At 37.6% G+C, this 19,708-nt stretch carries 16 protein-coding genes and 4 pseudogenes; 17 read left to right on the top strand and 3 right to left on the bottom strand.

Annotated elements, in window-relative coordinates; translation table 11 throughout:
• From AC1DJR_RS12445 to AC1DJR_RS12435, 3 genes are all read left to right on the top strand, one after another.
• Positions 1–533: M20/M25/M40 family metallo-hydrolase (locus AC1DJR_RS12445; protein WP_477002724.1), on the top strand; the 533-nt coding region annotated here is incomplete at its 5' end.
• A 219-nt stretch (positions 534–752) separates the two neighbouring features.
• A complete protein-coding gene (locus AC1DJR_RS12440) occupies positions 753–2,342 on the top strand; it encodes an N-acetylmuramoyl-L-alanine amidase (RefSeq protein ID WP_477002723.1) in 1,590 nt (529 codons plus the stop codon).
• A 161-nt stretch (positions 2,343–2,503) separates the two neighbouring features.
• Complete coding sequence (locus AC1DJR_RS12435; protein ID WP_410589131.1) at positions 2,504–3,457, top strand: TRM11 family SAM-dependent methyltransferase; 954 nt, start codon at positions 2,504–2,506, stop codon at positions 3,455–3,457.
• Between the two features lie 201 nt (positions 3,458–3,658).
• Here AC1DJR_RS12435 and AC1DJR_RS12430 read toward each other — a convergent pair whose 3' ends face one another.
• Both AC1DJR_RS12430 and AC1DJR_RS12425 read right to left on the bottom strand, forming a co-directional pair.
• Positions 3,659–4,159 carry a DinB family protein gene (locus tag AC1DJR_RS12430; protein WP_001273686.1) on the bottom strand — a complete coding sequence of 167 codons (501 nt, stop codon included), beginning with the start codon at positions 4,157–4,159 and terminating at the stop codon, positions 3,659–3,661.
• A gap of 461 nt (positions 4,160–4,620) precedes the next feature.
• Positions 4,621–4,767, bottom strand: coding sequence for a YflJ family protein (locus tag AC1DJR_RS12425; protein WP_477002722.1), 147 nt, complete (start codon positions 4,765–4,767; stop codon positions 4,621–4,623).
• Positions 4,768–5,075: 308 nt separating this feature from the next.
• Here AC1DJR_RS12425 and AC1DJR_RS12420 point away from each other — a divergent pair, with 308 nt between their 5' ends.
• The 3 genes and pseudogenes from AC1DJR_RS12420 to lhgO all read left to right on the top strand — a co-directional run bounded on the left by AC1DJR_RS12420 (position 5,076) and on the right by lhgO (position 8,144).
• Positions 5,076–5,429, top strand: coding sequence for a DUF3870 domain-containing protein (locus AC1DJR_RS12420; protein WP_001225455.1), 354 nt, complete (start codon positions 5,076–5,078; stop codon positions 5,427–5,429).
• A 528-nt stretch (positions 5,430–5,957) separates the two neighbouring features.
• Entirely contained in the window at positions 5,958–6,896 is a 939-nt protein-coding gene (gene glaH / locus AC1DJR_RS12415; protein WP_107887908.1) for a glutarate dioxygenase GlaH, read from the top strand.
• Between the two features lie 58 nt (positions 6,897–6,954).
• Positions 6,955–8,144, top strand: a pseudogene (gene lhgO / locus AC1DJR_RS12410) (L-2-hydroxyglutarate oxidase).
• 93 nt (positions 8,145–8,237) lie between these two features.
• Here the strand turns inward: lhgO and AC1DJR_RS12405 are convergent.
• Complete coding sequence (locus AC1DJR_RS12405; RefSeq protein ID WP_477002721.1) at positions 8,238–9,617, bottom strand: sigma-54 interaction domain-containing protein; 1,380 nt, start codon at positions 9,615–9,617, stop codon at positions 8,238–8,240.
• Positions 9,618–9,793: 176 nt separating this feature from the next.
• Between AC1DJR_RS12405 and AC1DJR_RS12400 the strand changes: the two genes are divergently transcribed.
• The 11 genes and pseudogenes from AC1DJR_RS12400 to AC1DJR_RS12350 all read left to right on the top strand — a co-directional run.
• Positions 9,794–10,846: a proline racemase family protein gene (locus AC1DJR_RS12400; protein ID WP_477002720.1), complete on the top strand. Its 1,053-nt coding sequence runs from the start codon at positions 9,794–9,796 to the stop codon at positions 10,844–10,846.
• A gap of 5 nt (positions 10,847–10,851) precedes the next feature.
• Positions 10,852–11,841: a dicarboxylate/amino acid:cation symporter gene (locus AC1DJR_RS12395; RefSeq protein WP_477002719.1), complete on the top strand. Its 990-nt coding sequence runs from the start codon at positions 10,852–10,854 to the stop codon at positions 11,839–11,841.
• Positions 11,835–12,812, top strand: a complete 978-nt coding sequence (locus tag AC1DJR_RS12390; protein ID WP_477002718.1) for an ornithine cyclodeaminase family protein — start codon at positions 11,835–11,837, stop codon at positions 12,810–12,812. The genes AC1DJR_RS12395 and AC1DJR_RS12390 overlap by 7 nt, the downstream gene beginning before the upstream one ends.
• 202 nt (positions 12,813–13,014) lie before the next feature.
• The gene (locus AC1DJR_RS12385; RefSeq protein WP_131246782.1) at positions 13,015–14,604 is read left to right on the top strand and encodes an ABC transporter substrate-binding protein; all 1,590 of its coding nucleotides are present in this window, start codon (positions 13,015–13,017) and stop codon (positions 14,602–14,604) included.
• Between the two features lie 147 nt (positions 14,605–14,751).
• The gene (locus AC1DJR_RS12380) at positions 14,752–15,702 is read left to right on the top strand and encodes an ABC transporter permease (RefSeq protein ID WP_477002717.1); all 951 of its coding nucleotides are present in this window, start codon (positions 14,752–14,754) and stop codon (positions 15,700–15,702) included.
• A gap of 6 nt (positions 15,703–15,708) precedes the next feature.
• Positions 15,709–16,560 (top strand): ABC transporter permease, encoded by an 852-nt coding sequence (locus tag AC1DJR_RS12375; RefSeq protein WP_477002716.1) that lies wholly within the window; start codon positions 15,709–15,711, stop codon positions 16,558–16,560.
• 27 nt (positions 16,561–16,587) lie between these two features.
• Positions 16,588–17,361, top strand: a pseudogene (locus tag AC1DJR_RS12370) (ABC transporter ATP-binding protein); the annotation flags it as partial.
• 7 nt (positions 17,362–17,368) lie between these two features.
• Positions 17,369–18,322, top strand: coding sequence for an ABC transporter ATP-binding protein (locus AC1DJR_RS12365; RefSeq protein ID WP_477002725.1), 954 nt, complete (start codon positions 17,369–17,371; stop codon positions 18,320–18,322).
• A gap of 137 nt (positions 18,323–18,459) precedes the next feature.
• Positions 18,460–18,678, top strand: a pseudogene (locus AC1DJR_RS12360) (GIY-YIG nuclease family protein); the annotation flags it as partial.
• A 169-nt stretch (positions 18,679–18,847) separates the two neighbouring features.
• Positions 18,848–19,477, top strand: coding sequence for a hypothetical protein (locus AC1DJR_RS12355; protein WP_429687065.1), 630 nt, complete (start codon positions 18,848–18,850; stop codon positions 19,475–19,477).
• Positions 19,478–19,593: 116 nt separating this feature from the next.
• Positions 19,594–19,708, top strand: a pseudogene (locus tag AC1DJR_RS12350) (ornithine cyclodeaminase family protein); the annotation flags it as partial.

Genomic DNA, 19,708 nt, shown 5'->3' with positions numbered 1-19,708 from the left:
AAATTACAGAGAGTGGATACATAAAATCACGTCATTTAGACGATAAAGTAAGTGTTGCAATTCTATTAAAATTAATTAAAAGATTACAAGATGAAAAGGTAACATTACCGTATACAACTCATTTYTTAATTTCTAATAATGAAGAAATTGGRTACGGTGGAAACTCAAATATTCCAGARGAAACGGTAGAATATTTAGCAGTTGATATGGGAGCGTTAGGTGATGGACAAGCATCTGATGAATATACAGTATCCATTTGTGCGAAAGACTCTAGCGGTCCATACCATTACGCTTTACGTAAGCATTTAGTTGAACTGGCGAAAGCGAACGCTATTGAATATAAAGTGGATATTTATCCATACTACGGATCAGACGCATCAGCTGCGATTCGCGCTGGATTTGATGTGAAACATGCATTAATTGGAGCTGGTATTGATTCTTCTCACGCATTTGAGCGTACGCATGAAAGCTCGATTGCACATACAGAAGCGCTTGTTTATGCATATGTGTTATCAGAAATGATAGTAGAATAGTGAGAGGGTGGTTGATTCTATGAATCAGCCACTTTTTTGTGYATAAAAAMTACTTWAATTGTATTTTATTKTACAATATTAAGAAAGTRGGTTTACTACAGAATTCTAGTATTATARAATGATAGAGGCGCACTAATTTTTTTTGTTCGGATTTATTATGATTTGYATATTAAGATTACGCGTTATTATAAATGATTTTTGAGAGGAGTATTATTTTTTATGAAGTATCGTGCAGTCGCGGCTGGTATTTTAGCCGCAAGTTTATTATCATCTCCAGTTAGTAGTTTCGCAGCAGCGAAGAAGTTTTCGGATGTTCCTACATGGGCGCAGGAATCGGTTGACTATTTAGTAGGGAAAAAAGCGCTTGATGGAAAACCAGATGGAACGTTTTCTCCATCTGAAGCAGTAGATAAAGGATCAGCTGCAAAAATATTAGCAGCAGTTCTTGGCTTACCAATTGATCCAAAAGCGAAACCATCTTTTAAAGATTCGCAAGATCATTGGGCAGCACCATATATTGCTGCGGTAGAAAAAGCAGGTGTAATTAATGGAGATGGTACTGGGAAATTCAATCCATCAAGCCAAATTAACCGTGCATCAATGGCATCTATGCTTGTACAAGCATATTCATTAGATAAGAAAATTATTGGAGAACTTCCAACACAGTTTAAAGATTTGGAACCTCATTGGGGTAAGAAACAAGCTAATATTTTAGTAGCTTTAGAGATTTCAATRGGTACAGGAAATGGCTGGAATCCTGACGGTACTGTAASTCGTGCTGAAGCAGCTCAGTTCATCGCGAAGGCAGATAAGAATAAAACAAATACATCGAAAAGAATGTATATGAATAGAAACTTTATTACATATCATCAAGCATCGTTATCATCTGGTATTACTGACACTCAACATAAGCCACAAATGCTTGAAGTGAAAGAGCAAAGAGCGGAYGGTTGGTTRAAGGTTGTAACAAGTAAAGGTGAGAARTGGACACCATYACAAGAAAAAACAGAGTCTATTAATCAAGAATTCACTACATATCAAGAAGCTTYACATACGTCTACAGTGGCAGGCACACATAAAGCACAACAAGTAACTGTTATTGAAGARAAAGATAGCTGGATTCGTATCCGTATGGGRGCTGGWTTCCAATGGGTGGATAAAAATCAATTAAACCCAGTGAAGCAAGGTAACTTCCTAGAAGGTAAAGCGATTATTATTGATCCAGGTCATGGKGGAATTGATTCGGGGAACCCTGGTTATTATGAGAAAGAAAGTAAAACCGTATTAGATGTATCATTACGATTACAGAAAATATTTGAGAAAAAGACACCGTTTACTGTGTTGTTAACTCGTGAGAATGATACACGTCCAGGAAACACTGCAGCTGAGTCTTTACAAAAACGTGTAGAATTTGCTCAGGCAAATAAAGGTGATATTTTTATAAGTATTCATGGTAATGGTACGGATAGTAAACAAGGACAAGGTACAGAAACATTCTACTATGAATCAGCGACAGCAAGAGGGACAAACCCGAATKTGTCAGAAAGTCGTTTATTAGCAGAGAAAATTCAAGAGCGTCTTGTAGATGCACTTGGAACAAAAGATCGCGGTGTGAAGAAAGGCGATTTATATGTAATTAGAGAAAATACGATGCCAGCTGTATTAGCAGAATTAGCATTTGTAGATAATAAAAGCGATGCAGATAAAATTGCTACACCAGAACAGAGACAAAGTGCAGCAGAAGCTATTTATCAAGGTATTTTAGATTACTACGAAGCAATGGGTAACAACGTATCTTCTTTCCGTTAATGAATAAAAGAGATTGCCATAGGCAGTCTCTTTTTATTTATAAAACAAATTATAAAGGTTTCTCTTTATTTCGGGCATATGATATCATTTAATTTTATATGAAAAAAGTATTTGAGTAATTTTGATCATAACAATTTTAAACGATAAAGGATGATAATAGATTGAGTAATCATAGTAAAACACCTGCATGTATATATACGTATGCATTTCGCGAAGAGGAGCGTGCTTTATGTTACTTGGAAATGCGCTCGTTCTTTGGAATGGAGTCTCACGTTAATATTTTAAAAAGTGAAGTCAAGATTGCTCCGAGTAGAAGTCCGTTTATTAAAGAGCGCGTCGAGGTTATGTATGAAGGGGACGACTTAGAAAGCATTTTAAAACAAGTGGAACAAATTGATTTAGCGGGAGCGACATTCAAAGTTATCTTCGTTAAAATCAATGATCTTGGTAAAGAAAATAAAATTGAATATGGAGAAAGACGCCTTATTGAACGAGACCTCGGTATGCATATTGAAGGAGAAGCGGATGTTCGTAATCCAGAGCGTGTATTCGGAATTGTTCCTCTTGGAGGACGCTGGTACTTCGGACACTATGTAGAAAGTGATCCAGTTTGGTATCATCACATAAAAAAACCGCATAGCTATTCGACATCACTGAGCACACGTGTTGCTAGAGCTGTCGCAAATATCGCTGTACCAAACCCGGAGGGAGTACGAGCGATTGACCCGTGCTGCGGAATTGGAACAGTAGTAGTAGAAGCACTTTCTATGGGAATTAACATCGTTGGTAGAGATATAAATCCACTTGTGGTGCTTGGAACGAGAAAAAACATYGCACATTTCGGGTTTGAAGGAACAGTAACAAAAGGTCCAATYGARGAAATTACTGAGAACTACGACGTYGCAATTATCGATATGCCGTACGACYTATTTACGCAYGCAACACCAGAAGAYCAGTTCTCCATTCTTTCAAGCGCGCGCCGCATCGCTAAAAAGGTAGTCGTTGTCACGATGGAAACAATGGACGACATGATCCATGAAGCAGGATTTGAAATTGCAGATCGCTGTATCACAAGAAAAGGATCATTTTCTAGACAAATTCTTGTTTGTGAATAGGAAAGGTCACCCGTTTATTAAATTAATAAATTACAGGATAGTTAGTCCATTATGAGGCTGATTATCCTTTTTTATTTAACAACAAATACAAAAACTCCATTTTGAATAAAGATTGATCAAAATGGAGTTACCCTTTTTAGCTAAGTATGAGATTTTTATAAAAAAGTTTGCTTATTTTACTGAGCCTTAATGAATAACATTTCAAGAATACCAATAAAAAGCATAATCAGTCATAACTGAAGAATCACCCAACTGATGTAACATAGCTGAAATATTCCCTCTATGATAGGTTCCATGATTCACAACGTGTAAGACCATTTCAGATATACTTGTTTCTCTTAATCCTGCCCATGGATTATCCAACATTATTCTCTTTTCCATATCTTCCTGTCTGTTCAAAAAGGTTTTAAACCGGGATGTTAAAGTGTGAAATTCCGTTTCTAAGTCTTCAATGGGCAGTTTCTCAATCTTTTCTTGAATTTGAAATGAAGATTGCATTGCTTCATTCATACTCTGACCCTCAAGGGTATGAAGCCATCCATATTCCACCAAATAGAGATGAGATAAAACCTTTGAAACAGAAGAAAAGACACTTTTCATTTCCTTTTGATATTTCTCAGGAGAAAGTGTCTTAAGATGATCAATAATCCGTTGATTTGCCCATACATGATAGTTATATAGATTTTCTACATGATTTGCCATACAATCGCCTCCTTATCATCACGTTTTTTAATGTTCTTTATCAGAATGAATTATTCATTTAAATATCATTACTTATTTGATGAGATCTTCAACTAAATGGCCCAATTGTTGAACAAAGGTCAAAGCAATCTTCAACTAACCTGCCCCGTTAGTTGAAGTACATTTCTTCACAATGTTTATCGTTAGATTAACATAAATATCCAACGAGAAAACATCAAACCTCTAAGAAATCTATAGAGGTTTGATGTTTTTAATCAATCTTTTTTACAAAGCTACACTTGTGACAAAAAAGCTTATTTTTTCATTTTGTGGTGATTCTGAATTCTTAAGTTGATGGCATGCCTGTGTAGGTGACCTTTTTTTGGTTTGTATCAATGTGTGATTAGTTGGTAATTTAGATGGGAGATTTGACGAGATTTGTTGAATAGACGATATATCTTGAGAGTTGTTTTGTTAGTAAATTACTCTTCTTTCGTCTTCTCTTGTTGTGCAATTAGTAAATTGCGTAATACGTGTSCGCGGTAACTTTCTAGTTTTYGTCCTTCATGATAGCGAACACCTAATTTYTTWAGYTCAGCTACRTACCAGCCYTTYGTTCCGTAATACATKRGAYCACTTCCTTYTTTCTTTTGAACAGTATATGTGCCTGGGCGAGAGAATTTTCTTGTTTATTCATGAAATTCGCGGAGTTTAATATTGAATATTCAGTTTATTTTTATTATGATTAACTTATTATCGGATGACAGTGATTAGCCTCGCTGTAAGCCCGGATTTATGTTTGAAAATGAAGAGAGTAAATTCTTTCCACTTGAGCTTCTTTAGCAGAAGTACGAGCTATAAGGATAAGGGTAGTAAAATTCAATGCAAATGTGTACATTGTTTTTCTGGCTCTTAACATAGTAATGGAGGATGAAATATGCGTAAAGGGACTTTTTTTATGGCAGGACATTCGAGACTTCCGAAAGGGATGGCTGTTCGCAGTATGTAYGARACAYTAACRATTACAATTGAGGCAGATCATAAATATCAYGTCATTATTGAAGCRTCATGTACGCTTGCGACAGAGCATGGTAGAGACTTCGTCGCTCAAATGTTGAGAGGACATAGTTTGCAAGATGGTATTGAAGAAATCGTTCAAGATATTACGGACCATTATCAAGGAAAAGCGCAAAATGCTATCGTTAGTGCGGTGAAAGATTTACATCGCCAATATGTAAGTTATTTAAATGATGAACAGCCCAGAGGAGAGTACGAGGAAACAACACCATAAAAACTATCTAGTTTACAACCATAAACGAGAGCCAGTTGTATTTCTTTTAAAGAGATACGACTGGCTTATTTTATTGAGGAGGCAAGAACTATGAAAAAGTTAAATGAAGTGTAAGTTGTAAAACAAGAGATGAAAAAAAGAGGGTGCGTAGAAAGTAAGGGGATTTTTAAAATGTATAAAGTATGTAGAGAAAATAATAAAAAACGAATTGACAGTTAGAATATTTTGAATTATTGTTTAATTAACGAGGTCCATATGAGAAATTAGCCTTCTCTATATTCGATCTTGCTTTCCTGTTTCATAAATATTTTCAYACAAACTGTCTATTATTATTGTACTTTAAGAGATTAAAGAACACTCGTAATTATGAGCCAGTTGTACGTTTCTACGATTTTATGTCGTGGATGCGTATGACTGGCTTTTTCGATGTTAGGGCAGTAAGACCGAATCTCAGCATAAGAAGATAAGGATAACTGTCTGTAAAAAACGCCAATACGTTCTTCATATTTAAATTAGGGAGGAATTGAAATGTCGATTATTACAGAACAAAGTACGAAGATGAAATTTGCAAAGAAATATGAGGGGTATGAAATTGCTCCTCATCCAGAGCATAAGCGTTTATACCATATTGTGTTAAATCAGCAATTGCTTAAGCAGTTTTTTAAAGAGGTAAAAGAGCATTCAGAGCAGTCATTACAATACATTCCTTATTCTCGGTTTAATCTTGCGGATGGAATGAGAAAGATTTTTGGGCAATCATTTATGGATAACATTCGCGGCATTGTTCATGACCGTGAAACGGGCGGATTTACAATTGGGGTGCAAGGTGAAACGTCAGATCCAGCAGACTACGTGAAATTTGCAACAGCATTAACACATTTAATTGGGGAGCCAAACTTTGATGCAATGACAGGAACGTACTATGCTAGATTTAATGTGAAAGATACGGATAGTAGTGATTCTTACCTTCGTCAAGCGTACCGATTGTTTACACTGCATACGGACGGTACATTCGTTGATGAGCCGACAGATTGGCTTCTTATGATGAAAATTGAAGAGCAAAATGCAGTAGGAGGAGAATCCCGTTTACTACATTTAGACGATTGGGAAGATCTTCAGAAATTTAGAAATCATTCGCTCGCATCTGTTAAGGTTACGTATAAAGCACCACCAAGTAAAAATGCGCAAGAAATCGTCTATCGTGAAACGTTTTTTGATGTGAATAACGCACCATGTATTTGTTTTATTGATCAGTTTGCCTATCCAGATAATATTGAACAAGCAAACTATTTGAAAGACTTATCATATTCTGTTGAAAACTCACCAGCAACACATGCATTGAAATTACCAATTGGTGACTTAGTTCTTTTAAACAACTTATTTTGGATGCACGGAAGAGCTGCATTTGAAAAAAATAAAGATTTATATAGAGAACTAATGCGTCAACGTGGTTGTTTTTCTAAATAAGTTTGTATGGCGGGTCTTAAAAAAGGCCTGCCTTTCATCATATTAAGGGGGAAGTAGGATGTATGACTTTATAATTATTGGCGGAGGAATTGTTGGCCTTTCAACGGGAATGGCTTTAACGAAAAAATTCCCTCGTGCGAAAATCGCGATCATTGAAAAAGAAAAGGAACTTGCACATCATCAAACTGGACATAATAGCGGAGTAATTCATTCTGGAATTTATTATAAACCAGGGAGTTATAAAGCGAAGTTTGCCAAAGAAGGAAATGCAGCTATGGTTCAATTTTGTAAAGAAAATGACATCGCTTATGACATGTGCGGGAAAGTAATTGTCGCTACAGAAAAGGACGAACTTCCTCTTTTACATAACTTATATGAAAGGGGCTTACAAAACGATTTACATATTCTGGAAATAGATAAGGAAGAATTAGCTGAAATTGAACCGCATGTAAAAGGACTTGGCGCAATCCGTGTTCCTTCTTGCGGAATTGCTGATTATAAAGGAGTAAGTTATGCATTTGCCCGTTTGATTCAAGAAAGCGGGGGAGAAGTACATTTAGGAACAACAGCGGAGCGTATTACTGAGAAGAAAGACGCYGTAACAATTGAGACAAATCAACGAAATTTCTCATTAACTGCGCCGGCTTACATAGCGATCGTATTGCGAAAAAGACAGGCATATTAACGGATATGAAAATTGTTCCGTTCCGCGGTGAATATTACGAACTTGTCCCAGAAAAACGCAATCTCGTCAAACATTTAATTTATCCAGTTCCAAACCCAGAATTCCCGTTTTTAGGTGTTCATTTCACAAGAATGATAAACGGGGATGTACATGCAGGACCAAACGCAGTAGTAAGCTTTAAGCGCGAAGGTTATACRAAAACGGACTTTGATATGAAAGACTTCATGGAAACAATGACATACACAGGCTTTTGGAAAATGGCGATRCCAAATATGAAAGAAGGCATAAAAGAAATGGTGCGCTCATTTAGTAAACAATCATTTTTAAAAAGCTTACAGCGCTTAATACCAGAGCTTACAGAGAAAGATATCGTGCCAACCCATGCAGGAGTAAGGGCACAAGCCATTTTATCAAACGGAAATATGGTTGATGACTTCTGCATTATCCCTGGCATCAATTCCCTGCATATTTGCAATGCACCATCTCCAGCGGCAACGGCTAGTATAAAGATTGGTGAGGAGATTGCTAAGCAAGTGCCGGATGTGGTGGCGGTTAGGGTTTGATGTATAATGGGTCCCCCGAGGTTTCGGGGGATTTTTTTTAGTTTTGGATGCCCGAGTGTCCTCGGGTGGGCCGGTTGTAGGTCCCCACACTGATTAAATTTCTACTTCGTAACTAATCCCATACTTCTTCAGCTTCTTATATAAGTTAGCACGAGACATGCCTAATTTTTTCGCTGCGATACTTTTGTTTCCGTACGTGTCTTCGAGGGCTTGTATAATTCTAGTTTTCTCTAAGTTCTTTTTCTCGTCAGTAAGTGAGCGCTCTGTATGATAGACAGATTTTTGCGAAGGCAATAGTTGCAAAATATTTGCTTCCCGTATTTCTTTCCCGTCATGAAGGACAATTAATCTTTCTATTATATTGCGCAGTTCGCGAATATTACCCGGCCAAAAATATGTATGTAGCCTATTCATCGCTTCTTGATGAACGAATGGAGCGGGCTTGTTATATTTAAAAGAAAATTCCTTTAAGAAATGATGAGTTAAAAAGGAAATATCGTCTGTTCGCTCTCGCAGCGGCGGGATGTGCGCCGTGAATACATTTAATCTATAAAACAAATCAGATCGAAATGTCCCGCTGAGCACCATATCTTCTAAAATACGATTCGTTGCGGCGATAATTCTTACGCTTATTTTTTTCGGTGTTTGCCCCCCAATTCGGTAAATCTCTTTTTCTTGTAAAGCGCGAAGTAGTTTCACTTGCATATCAAGCGGTAGTTCTCCCACTTCATCTAAAAATAGAGTACCACCATTTGCTAATTCCAACTTTCCTGCTTTTCCGCCTTTAGCGGCACCAGTATATGCACCAGATTCATAACCGAATAATTCACTTTCAAATAGAGCGGCAGGAATAGCGCCGCAATTAATTGGGATAAAAGGTTGCTTGCTTCTAGGGCTCGCTTCATGAATGGCCTGAGCAAAGAGTTCCTTTCCAACACCGCTTTCGCCTGTAATTAAAATCGTCGCATCTGTTTTTGCTACCTTTTTCATGTTGTGGATAATGTGCTGAAGTGTTGCGTTATTTCCTTTAATCGTGCTGAAGGGGTCATCTTGCTGATGTTGAATCATTTGCTTTAATTGCTGTAATTCTTCAGAAGTGGAGGATAGTTTTTCATTTAACTTAATCGTTACGGTAATATCTCTTTCTACAGACATAGAACCAATTAATTCATTGCTTTCGTCATAAATAGGAGTCGTACTAATTAATACGTGCTTATCTGGCCGAGGAAGATGATAAATATCCCGGACCGGTTGCCCGCTCTCAAGAACTTTTAAATTCATAATATCTTCCTTTGAAAAAAACTCTTGCACATTTCTACCGATAATATTTTCTTTCTTAATGTCATACATTTTTTCTGCTGCCTCATTCCAGTACAACATAACGCCCTTCGTATTTACGATAGAAATCGCTTCTTCCACGTAAGAGAGGAGTGTGTGCAACGTTGGAACTGCAAAGTTATCGAATTGTTTCATAACATGGCCTCCGGAGATTTGTGCCACCTCAAAATCCAGCGGGAGATTAGCCTGATTGAAGTGGACTAGTTAAAGTTTCGCTTTATAAAAAAGTAGACAGTGGTATACAGATTTGTTGCCAAAAGGATACACCTTTTTCTGAAAAATGTAAACAAATTAACGCTCTACACTTTGGCATGATACTTGCAATGGAAATGGTATCAACATATAGGGGAGAGATAGAAATGAAGATTAGTAAAATATACACRACAATTGATGCTCACGTAGCTGGRGAACCMCTTCGAATTATTACGGGCGGAGTWCCRGARATWAAGGGAGAAACRCAAYTAGAAAGACGCGCATACTGYATRGAACATTTGGATCATCTTCGYGARRTTCTTATGTATGAACCGAGAGGCCATCACGGAATGTACGGTTGTATCATTACACCGCCCGCAAGTCCTCATGCTGATTTTGGCGTGTTATTTATGCACAATGAAGGCTGGAGTACGATGTGTGGTCACGGRATTATTGCTGTTATTACAGTTGGAATTGAAACAGGTATGTTTGAAGTGACAGGTGAAAAACAAAGATTCATTATTGATAGCCCTGCTGGGGAAGTCATTGCGTATGCAAAATTTAACGGGAGCGAAGTAGAGTCAGTATCATTTGAAAACGTTCCTTCGTTCGTATACAAAAAAGATGTTCCTATCAAAATAGATGACTATGAATTTCAAGTAGATATCGCGTTTGGCGGAGCATTCTACGCTGTAGTGGATAGTAAAGAGTTTGGTTTGAAAGTCGATTTCAAAGATTTAGCTGCAATTCAAACGTGGGGCGGTAAAATTAAACACTACATTGAAAGTCAAATGGAAGTAAAACATCCACTTGAAGAAGATTTAAAAGGAATATACGGAGTTATTTTCTCAGATGAACCGAAAGGAAAAGACGCTACTTTACGAAATGTAACGATCTTYGCTGATGGGCAAGTAGACCGTTCTCCTTGCGGCACAGGAACTTCCGCAAGAATCGCAACTCTTTTTGAAAAAGATGCCTTACAAAAGGGTGAGATTTTCGTTCACGAATGCATTACTGACGGGAAATTCGAGGGAGAAGTATTGTCGGTAACAGAAGTAGATACATATGAAGCTGTCGTTCCGAAAGTAACGGGGAATGCGTTTATTACAGGGTTCCATCAGTTTGTAATGGATCCGAGAGATCCGTTAAAGCAAGGATTTTTATTGGGGTAATGCTTATGACAGCTGTATTAGCGACAAGTATTGGCGTAGTAATTGCTTATATTATCAATCCTGGTAAAGGAGTAGAAGGTCTTCTTGCGAATGGGCAGAACTTTAAAGAAGAGGAATTTAGTTTTATAGATAATATCGTGCAATGGTTTCCTTCTAACGTCATTCAAGCAGCTGCAGAAACGAGCATGCTTCAAATTATTATTTTTGCTATTTTTGTCGGCATGGCACTTATTCTTCTTGGTGATCAAGCGAAAGGAACTCGTAAATTAGTTCATGAAGGATCAAAAATAATGATTAAAATTGCAGAAATCATTATTGGATTTGCTCCGTACGGAATTATGGCGTTAATTGCTCATGTAGTTGGCACATTTGGAGCAAACATGCTTACTGCGGTCGTTAGCTATGTAGTAGCTGATTATTTATCATTGCTACTCATTGTATTTATCATGTACCCAATTGTACTGAAAATTTTCGGAAAGATAAGTCCACTTCACTTCTACAAACAAGTGAGTCCAGCTATGCTCGTAGCTGCTAGTACAACATCAAGCAGCGCAACGCTTCCGGTAACGATGGAAGTTGCGCAAAAAAGACTTCGTATCCCTGAATCGGTAGCTGGTTTCACCATTCCGCTTGGAGCCACTGTTAATATGAACGGACTATCAGCGGCGCTCGGTGTTTTAGCGGTCTTCGCATTAAATGTATATGGAATTCCGATTACATTTGGGCTTATTATGCAAACTGTATTTTTAGGAATTGTCCTTGCGGCGGGCTGCGCAGGAGTAAAAGGTGCGGACGTTATTACTGCGACCATTTTACTTTCTACACTAGGGCTCCCGCTAACAATTATCCCGATCATCGCAGCTGTTTCTCCGCTCGTTGACATGGGCCACACAGTTGTAAATATTACGGGTGATTTAGTAGGAGCACAGGTCGTAAACGAAAATATTGCATCTAGTGAAGAGAAGAATTTAGAAAAGGGTGAACAAATATGCTAGTCATAAGCGCGAACGAACAAAGGAACTTAGTAAATATGAACGAAATCATTGAATACGYGGCGCTTGCTTTAAAAGAGTTTTCCGCAGAAAGAACGATCACACCAATTCGCGGCTCATTACCATTTGCGAACGAGCAAAATACCGCATTAATTATGCCTTCAGTAGCGGAAGGACTCGAAGCGCTCGGTTTAAAAGTAGTAACGGTAGCTCCACATAATAAAAAGATAGGAAAGAAAACGATAAACGGGATCGTTATGCTATCAGACTTTCAAACGGGAGAACCACTCGCACTTTTAGAAGGATCGTACTTAACGATGATTCGAACAGGAGCCTTATCAGGAGTAGCGACAAAACATTTAGCTCGTCATAACGCAAAAAACTTATGCATTATCGGAACAGGTGAACAAGCGAAAGGAATTGCAGAAGCTGTAYTYGYRGTTAGAGAYATCGAAAAAGTMATYYTATAYAACCGAACRGAAGAAAAAGCGTATGCATTCGCGCAATATATCCAGGAGACATTTAACAAACCAGCTTACGTCTACAGGGATCCAAATGAAGCAATAAGCGAAGCGGACATCATCGTCACAACWACGAAYGCATCCACACCAGTCTTCTCAGAAAAACTACAAAAAGGCGTCCACATAAACGCCGTYGGYTCATTTAGACCGAGCATGCAAGAACTACCATCYCACRCCATCGCTAAMGCAAACAAAGTAGTAGTCGAATCAAAAGAAGCAGCAYTAGAAGAAACRGGTGACCTYCAAGTTCCGATAAAAGAAGGWYTATTTRAAGCRARCGAYMTYCACGCCGAACTTGGTCARATTATAAGYRGRGAAAAAGCTGGTAGGGAGAACGATGAAGAGATTACTATTTTCAAATCAGTAGGTTTGGCGGTAGTGGATATTATCGTTGCGAAGTATTTGTATGAAAAAGCGGTGGAGCGCGGAGTGGGTACTATGATTAAGTTGTGAGGCTGCCTTTGGGTGGTCTTTTTATTTTACTCCCCGCATAAATATAGTTTATCGCAAGAATTCATTAATAGATTTCAAACTGTCTATCTTTGCTAAAAAGTTTGACAATACATACGGGTAGTGGTAATTTAAAACCTATAAGAAAACTCGGTATTAATTCCGAGTTTTCTTATAGGTGTAAATAGTCGAGAGGGGTCGAAATATGAAGAAGAAGTTGTTTGCATTACCATTTGTCCTACTATTACTTATTGCATTAGCGGCTTGCTCAGGGGAGAAAGATTCTTCGAAGCAAGCAGGAACTAGTAAATCAGGGACTCCGAAAGATGGAGGAACGTTAACGGTTGGTGTTAGTGATAATCCAGATACGATGAACCCGCTTTATGCAAATGATCGAGTGTCATTAACGATACAGCAAGCTTTATATGCACCGCTGTATCATATGGAAGACGGTAAGAAAAAGTTTGTTCTTGCTGAGAGCTTTACGCCTTCAGAGGATCAATTAACATGGACTTTAAAATTAAAGGATAATTTGAAATGGCATGATGGTAAGAAAATTACATCAGATGATATTGTATTTACATTCAAATCTATTCTAGATGAGAAGCAAAATAGTTCAAGCCGTGAAAACTTTATTTTTAAAGGAAAGCCGCTTGAGGTGAAAAAAGTGGATGAGCTAACGACTCAATTTGTATTACCACAAGTAAGTGCATCTTTCGAAGGGGTTATGAACGACTTCTTCCCAATTCCGAAACATGTATTTGAAGGTGAAGCAGATTTAGTGAAGAGTAAGAAAAACCTACAACCTGTAGGATCAGGTCCATTTAAGTTAAAAGAGTTTAAATCAGATGAATATGTTGCGTTAGAGCGATTCGATGATTATTTTGCTGGTAAAGCGAAATTAGATTCTGTCGTGTACCGCGTTGTAAAAGACCGTAATACGGCAAACGTTTCACTACAAAATGGCCAAATCAATATGAAGATGATTGAACCGCAAGACTTTAAGAAATTAGATAGCACGGGGAACTTCTCAATGGTGACATTCCCTGAAGGTAGATTATTCTACTTAGCTTATAACTTTAATACAGACCTTATGAAGAAAAAAGAAGTGCGCCAAGCAATTGCGCATGCATTAGATAAGAAAGAAATGATTAATTCAGCGTTCGTTTCTAGTCAATTTGCAGAACCAGCAAATTCAATCTTAACACCAGACGCTATGTATTATGCGAAAGATATTAAAGAGTATAAGTATGATCAAAAAGAAGCGAAAGATTTATTAGCAAAAGCTGGTGTAAAAGATAAAGAAAAAATACGCGTTATGTATGTAACGAATAATAAAATCATGGAAAGTCTAGCACTTTATACACAGCAAAAATTACAAGAAGTTGGCTTACAAGTTGAACTAAATGCATTAGATGCTAGTGCGGCAAGTGAAAAAGGCTTAGATAAAGAGAATAAAGAATATGACATTACATTTGGTGGTTACATAATGGGACCAGAGCCTGATTCATATAAGAGTCTGTACTTAAGTAATGCTGAATACAATTATGCACGTTATAAAAATGCTGACTTCGATAAATTATGGGAAGAAGCTGCGGTTGAAACAGATAAAACGAAACGTGCAGAGCTATACCATAAAATTCAAGATACAGCGAGAGAAGACTTACCTTATCTTCCAATCGCATATCCGAAAGCAGTTATTGCAGTAGATAAAAAGTTTGATGGATTAAAAGAAGCAAAAGCAATTCCAGTTACAATGTTTGAAGATCTATCAAAGATTTATGAAGTGAAATAAGAAACTGTAAAGAAGCTGGTGAAAATCAGCTTCTTTATCCCGCTTTAATGGGCAGTAAGACTCCCACCTCAAAACTTGGCGAATGCGAGGAAGTTAGGTGGAAGTCCCACTGATTAAAGTTTCACTTTATCTTGAGGGGGGAAGTTTGTGTATAAAGTAATTGCAAAGAGGCTTTTAAATGCGATTCCGCTTTTATTTGTTATTTCTATTATTTCTTTTCTATTAATAAAACTAGCGCCGGGCGATCCCGTTCGAAACTTTGTAACGCCGAATATGAGTCCAATTGATGTCGAGCGTATTCGCAAAAGTTTAGGACTAGATCAGCCGATTTACGTGCAATATTTTTTATGGTTAAAAAATATTTTAACAGGGAATTTTGGATACTCACTTCAAAACCATCGTCCTGTTTTAGAACTTATTACAGAAAGATTACCCGCAACAATCGGGTTAATGGGATCATCTTTACTCGTCTCATTTGTAATCGCAATACCGCTTGGATTATTTACAGGTGTGAAAAAGAACTCGTTCTTTGACCGCATTGTGAACTTCATCTCCTATGTGGGAATCTCAATGCCAGTCTTTTGGTTCGCGTTACTATTAATCTATTTATTCTCTTTAAAATTGAGCATGCTTCCGAGTATGGGTATGCGCACAGTCGGTCAAGATTCCTTCTGGGATATTGTCCAGCACGGTATTTTACCTTGCATGGTGCTAGCGTTCCAAAACATCTCTGTCTATATGAGATATATTCGCTCAAGTACAATTCAGCAATTAGAGGAAGATTACGTACAAATTCAATATGCGTACGGTGCTTCACAGAAAACAGTTTTATTTAATCACGTACTTCGAAACGTATTAATACCGATCATTACAATCTTCGGATTATCCATTCCAAGTTTAGTAGGCGGAGCGTTCATTACGGAAACAGTATTCTCATGGCCGGGACTTGGTTCACTCGGGGTAAATGCTATTTTTAGATTTGATTATCCGWTTATTATGGCAATCACATTATTATCATCGTTCATGTTAATTCTCGGTAATTTAATTGCTGATATGTTATATGGCGTAGTAGATCCACGCATTCGAATGAGGGGGTGATTTGGAATGAACAATAGGAGATTTCAAACGATAAAAAATAGTTTTACAAAAAATAAGTTTGTAGTAATGGGAGTTATTATACTGGGTGTTTTAACAATCGCGTCTCTTTTCGCATTCATATCACCGTACGATCCTAGCAAAATGTCGATTCCAGATCGTTTACAAGAACCGAGTWTRAGTCATCCKTTCGGCACAGAYGATTACGGAAGGGATTAYTTAACGAGAGCGTTATATGGCGGACGAGTTTCCCTTGCTGTTGGTTTTCTAGCGATGGTTGTTTCCATTACAATCGGRACCGCAGTAGGAACAATTAGTGGATATTTTGGCGGAAAGTTAGACAACTTCTTAATGCGAATTGTTGAAGTTCTTATGTCGATTCCATCATTCTTTTTAATGCTACTATTAAATGCTTACTTAAAACCAGGAATTACAACGCTTGTTCTTATTATCGGATTACTAACATGGATGGACACCGCCCGCATTGTAAGGGCAGAAACGTTATCTGTAAAAGAGCGTGAGTACGTTTTATACGCAAAAGTGTCGGGACAAAAGTCACTTATGATTATTGTAAGACATATCATTCCTAACATTTTATCGACGATTATAATCGCAGCGACATTAACGATTGCGACATCGATTTTAATGGAATCATCACTTAGCTTCTTAGGATTAGGTATTAGAGAACCAGATTCTTCTTGGGGCAGCATGCTAAATAATGCGCAAGGATACATAGGTGAAGCTTGGTATTTAACACTCTTCCCAGGGTTCCTTATTTTATTAACAGTACTAAGTTTTAACGTAATCGGTGAAGCGTTGAAAAAAGCTTTCGCGCCAAAAGGGGCTCATCATGAGAACTAATGCTTTAAGTGAGGGGGAGTGAAAAGCGTGTCTGAAAAACTATTAGAAGTGAAAAACTTAAAGACTTCTTTTTTCATAGAAGACGGCGAAGTAGAAGCGGTTCGCGGCGTTTCATTTAGCTTGAAAAAGGGTGAAGTCGTTGGGATTGTTGGCGAATCGGGAAGCGGAAAGAGCGTTATGGCGAAATCGGTTATGGCTCTCGTTACGTCGCCAGGGAAAGTGAAAGAAGGAGAGATTCTTTTTCAAAATGAAAACGTGCTTTCTAAATCGGAGAAAGAATTACGCTCTATTAGAGGAAATCAAATTTCACTCATATCCCAAGATCCAATGTCGGCACTAAATCCGGTTGTGAAAATTGGAAAACAGATGACAGAAGTAATTGTGCGCCATCAAAAGGTGAAAAAGAAAGAAGCACAAAATATCGCGGTCAACTTACTAAAACAAGTCGGTCTTTCTTCACCGGAAGAAAGGGTAAAACAATATCCGCATGAACTAAGCGGCGGTATGAAGCAGCGGGTTATGATCGCAATGGCAATGTCTTGTAACCCAGACCTTCTCATTGCGGATGAACCGACGACWGCRCTTGATGTAACGATACAAGCACAAATACTAGATTTAATGAAAAACTTAAAAAACGAAACGAATATGTCGTTACTTCTTATTACACATGATCTTGGAATTGTTGCGCAAAACTGTACACGCGTCATCGTTATGTACGGCGGGCTTATTATGGAAGAAGGACATGTACTTGATATTTTTCAATCGCCGAATCATCCATACACGAAAGGGTTATTAAACTCTAAACTTAATTGAAGTWCGGAACTTAAAAAAGTATTTTCCTATTAAAAAAGGACTATTCRGCAGAAAAACAGAGCAATTAAAAGCAGTYGATGACCTAAGCTTCACAATTAAAAAGGGTGAAACATTCGGACTAGTAGGAGAATCAGGCTGCGGGAAATCAACGACAGGAAGAAGTATCATTCGTTTACACGATGTAACGTCAGGTAACATCCTATTTGACGGAAAAGATATCGCGGATCTAAAGGAAAGTGAACTAAAAGAATACAGAAAACGAATGCAAATCATTTTCCAAGACCCATACGCATCATTAAACCCGACAATGAACGTATTCCAAATTATTAGCGAACCGATGAACATTCATGGCTCTTACACAGCCGAAGAAAGAAAAGAAATCATTCTAGACCTGCTCAAAAAAGTAGGACTAAAAGAAGAACACCTATATCGCTACCCGCACGAATTTAGCGGAGGACAAAGACAGCGTATCAGCATCGCGCGCGCACTATCTGTAAAACCGGACTTTATCCTATGTGATGAACCAATCTCAGCACTAGATGTATCAGTCCAAGCACAAGTCGTAAACATGCTGCAAGATATTCAAGAAGAAACGGGCGTCACATACTTATTCATCGCACATGATCTATCCATGGTAAGACACATATCAGATAGAATCGGAGTCATGTACTTAGGAAACATAGTAGAAATTGCCGACAGCGAAGACCTATACACAAAACCGGCACATCCATACACACAAGCACTACTCTCATCCATGCCAGAACCAGATCCAACAAACACAGGCAAAGAACGGATCATCCTAGAGGGAGAAGTACCAAGCCCACTAAACTCACCATCCGGCTGCAAATTCAGAACGCGCTGCAAATTCGCCACTGAAAAATGCGCACAGGAAGTACCGAAGATGGTTGAGATTGCGAAGGGGCATGAGGTGGCTTGTCATTTGTTTTAGGGGGGAAAGCATCGGGGGGACCTGGTGCTTTTTTCTTTTGTGTGGGGGTGTGGGATTAGTTGTAGACTAATGGTCAGCGACTGTCTATATTTGCATCTCCTATCATATAATTCCCCTTATTTTTTAACTATGATTTTAATGAGGAACTTCTTTTTGTTGGGAAAGCACGTAAAGTAAGACAACGTATTAAAAAGCATTTTGAAGATAATGTATCACCAATTAAAAATCATCGTGATGAAGTGTATTGTATTGATGTATGTATTGTAGAAGATCCGATGGAAAGAGAAATTTACGAAACATATATGATTAACGAATTTCAAGCGAAGTATAATGTGGATAAAGTATTTTATAAATAACATCAACGTAAAACATGATCTTGGTACTACATCAAGATCATGTTTTTTATATGCAATAAAAACGATTGATTATTCTTAATCATTCGACAAAATACAACAATTTAAGATTGTATTTTTTGCTATGATAAGTAAGGAATTTATATATCRTGTTATTGGGGGATAAAAAGAGATGTTGAAAAAATTTACTACATGTATTTTAGGGGGCGCTTTAGTATTCAATTTATCTGGTTGTGGCAATACATCCGACAAAACTTCTTCAGAATCTAAAGAAACCAATTCTAAACAAGAAGAAAAGAAAGTGCAAACAACTGATGAGGCGAAACCGAAAGAGAATGCAAAGCAGAAAAATACAGAACAAACAAAAGAGAAATCAAAGGTAAAAGAAAAAGAGTATGCTGTAAACAAGGATTTTCATACACCTAAATTTGATGTAACTGTAAAAAGAATTGTAGAAAGAGATAAGGTTGGTAAAGAAAGTATAGGAATCCAAGAACCTGAAAATGGACATGTCTTTATTGTTTTAGAAGTAGAAGGGAAAAACATCACAAACGAATCGATGAAATTAGCCGTTTTACCATCAGTGGATTTAGTGGATGAAAATGATAATGCTTACCAAAGTGATGTGTGGGCAGCTAGTAGTTATGAGGTTGAAAAAGGTGAGACCTCTACTATTACTAAGGAATTAAAACCAGGGGAGGTAAAGAGACAAAATAAAGTTTACGTGATTAATAAAGAAAAATTTGATACAGGAAAATGGTATGTACTTGTTAACCATGAGTATAAGGAACAAATTAAATAGTGTTTATTTATTAAGAGGAGATGACTCCTCTTTTTTTTTGTTACAAGTTAACACAAAATTTCGTTTTGAGGACACTATTAAATTTTTAAGTTGATGGAGATAGGACGCTACCCCTAGACGAAGAGATTACTATTTTCAAATCAGTTGGTTTGGCTGTAGTAGATATTATCGTTGCGAATTATTTGTATGAGAAAGCGGTGGAGTGCGGGATAGGATTGAGTTTTGAGGGAC

Source organism: Bacillus sp. 05T31 (genome assembly GCF_056396725.1).
This window is presented reverse-complemented; position numbering and strand designations above follow the sequence as displayed.

Excerpts from the sequence above, each read along its gene's own strand:
- glaH (WP_107887908.1), top strand. The coding sequence starts at position 5,958 with ATGTCGATTATTACAGAACAAAGTACGAAGATGAAATTTGCAAAGAAA.
- AC1DJR_RS12385 (WP_131246782.1), top strand. The coding sequence starts at position 13,015 with ATGAAGAAGAAGTTGTTTGCATTACCATTTGTCCTACTATTACTTATT.
- AC1DJR_RS12405 (WP_477002721.1), bottom strand. The coding sequence starts at position 9,617 with ATGAAACAATTCGATAACTTTGCAGTTCCAACGTTGCACACACTCCTC.
- AC1DJR_RS12355 (WP_429687065.1), top strand. The coding sequence starts at position 18,848 with ATGTTGAAAAAATTTACTACATGTATTTTAGGGGGCGCTTTAGTATTC.
- AC1DJR_RS12395 (WP_477002719.1), top strand. The coding sequence starts at position 10,852 with ATGACAGCTGTATTAGCGACAAGTATTGGCGTAGTAATTGCTTATATT.
- AC1DJR_RS12430 (WP_001273686.1), bottom strand. The coding sequence starts at position 4,159 with ATGGCAAATCATGTAGAAAATCTATATAACTATCATGTATGGGCAAAT.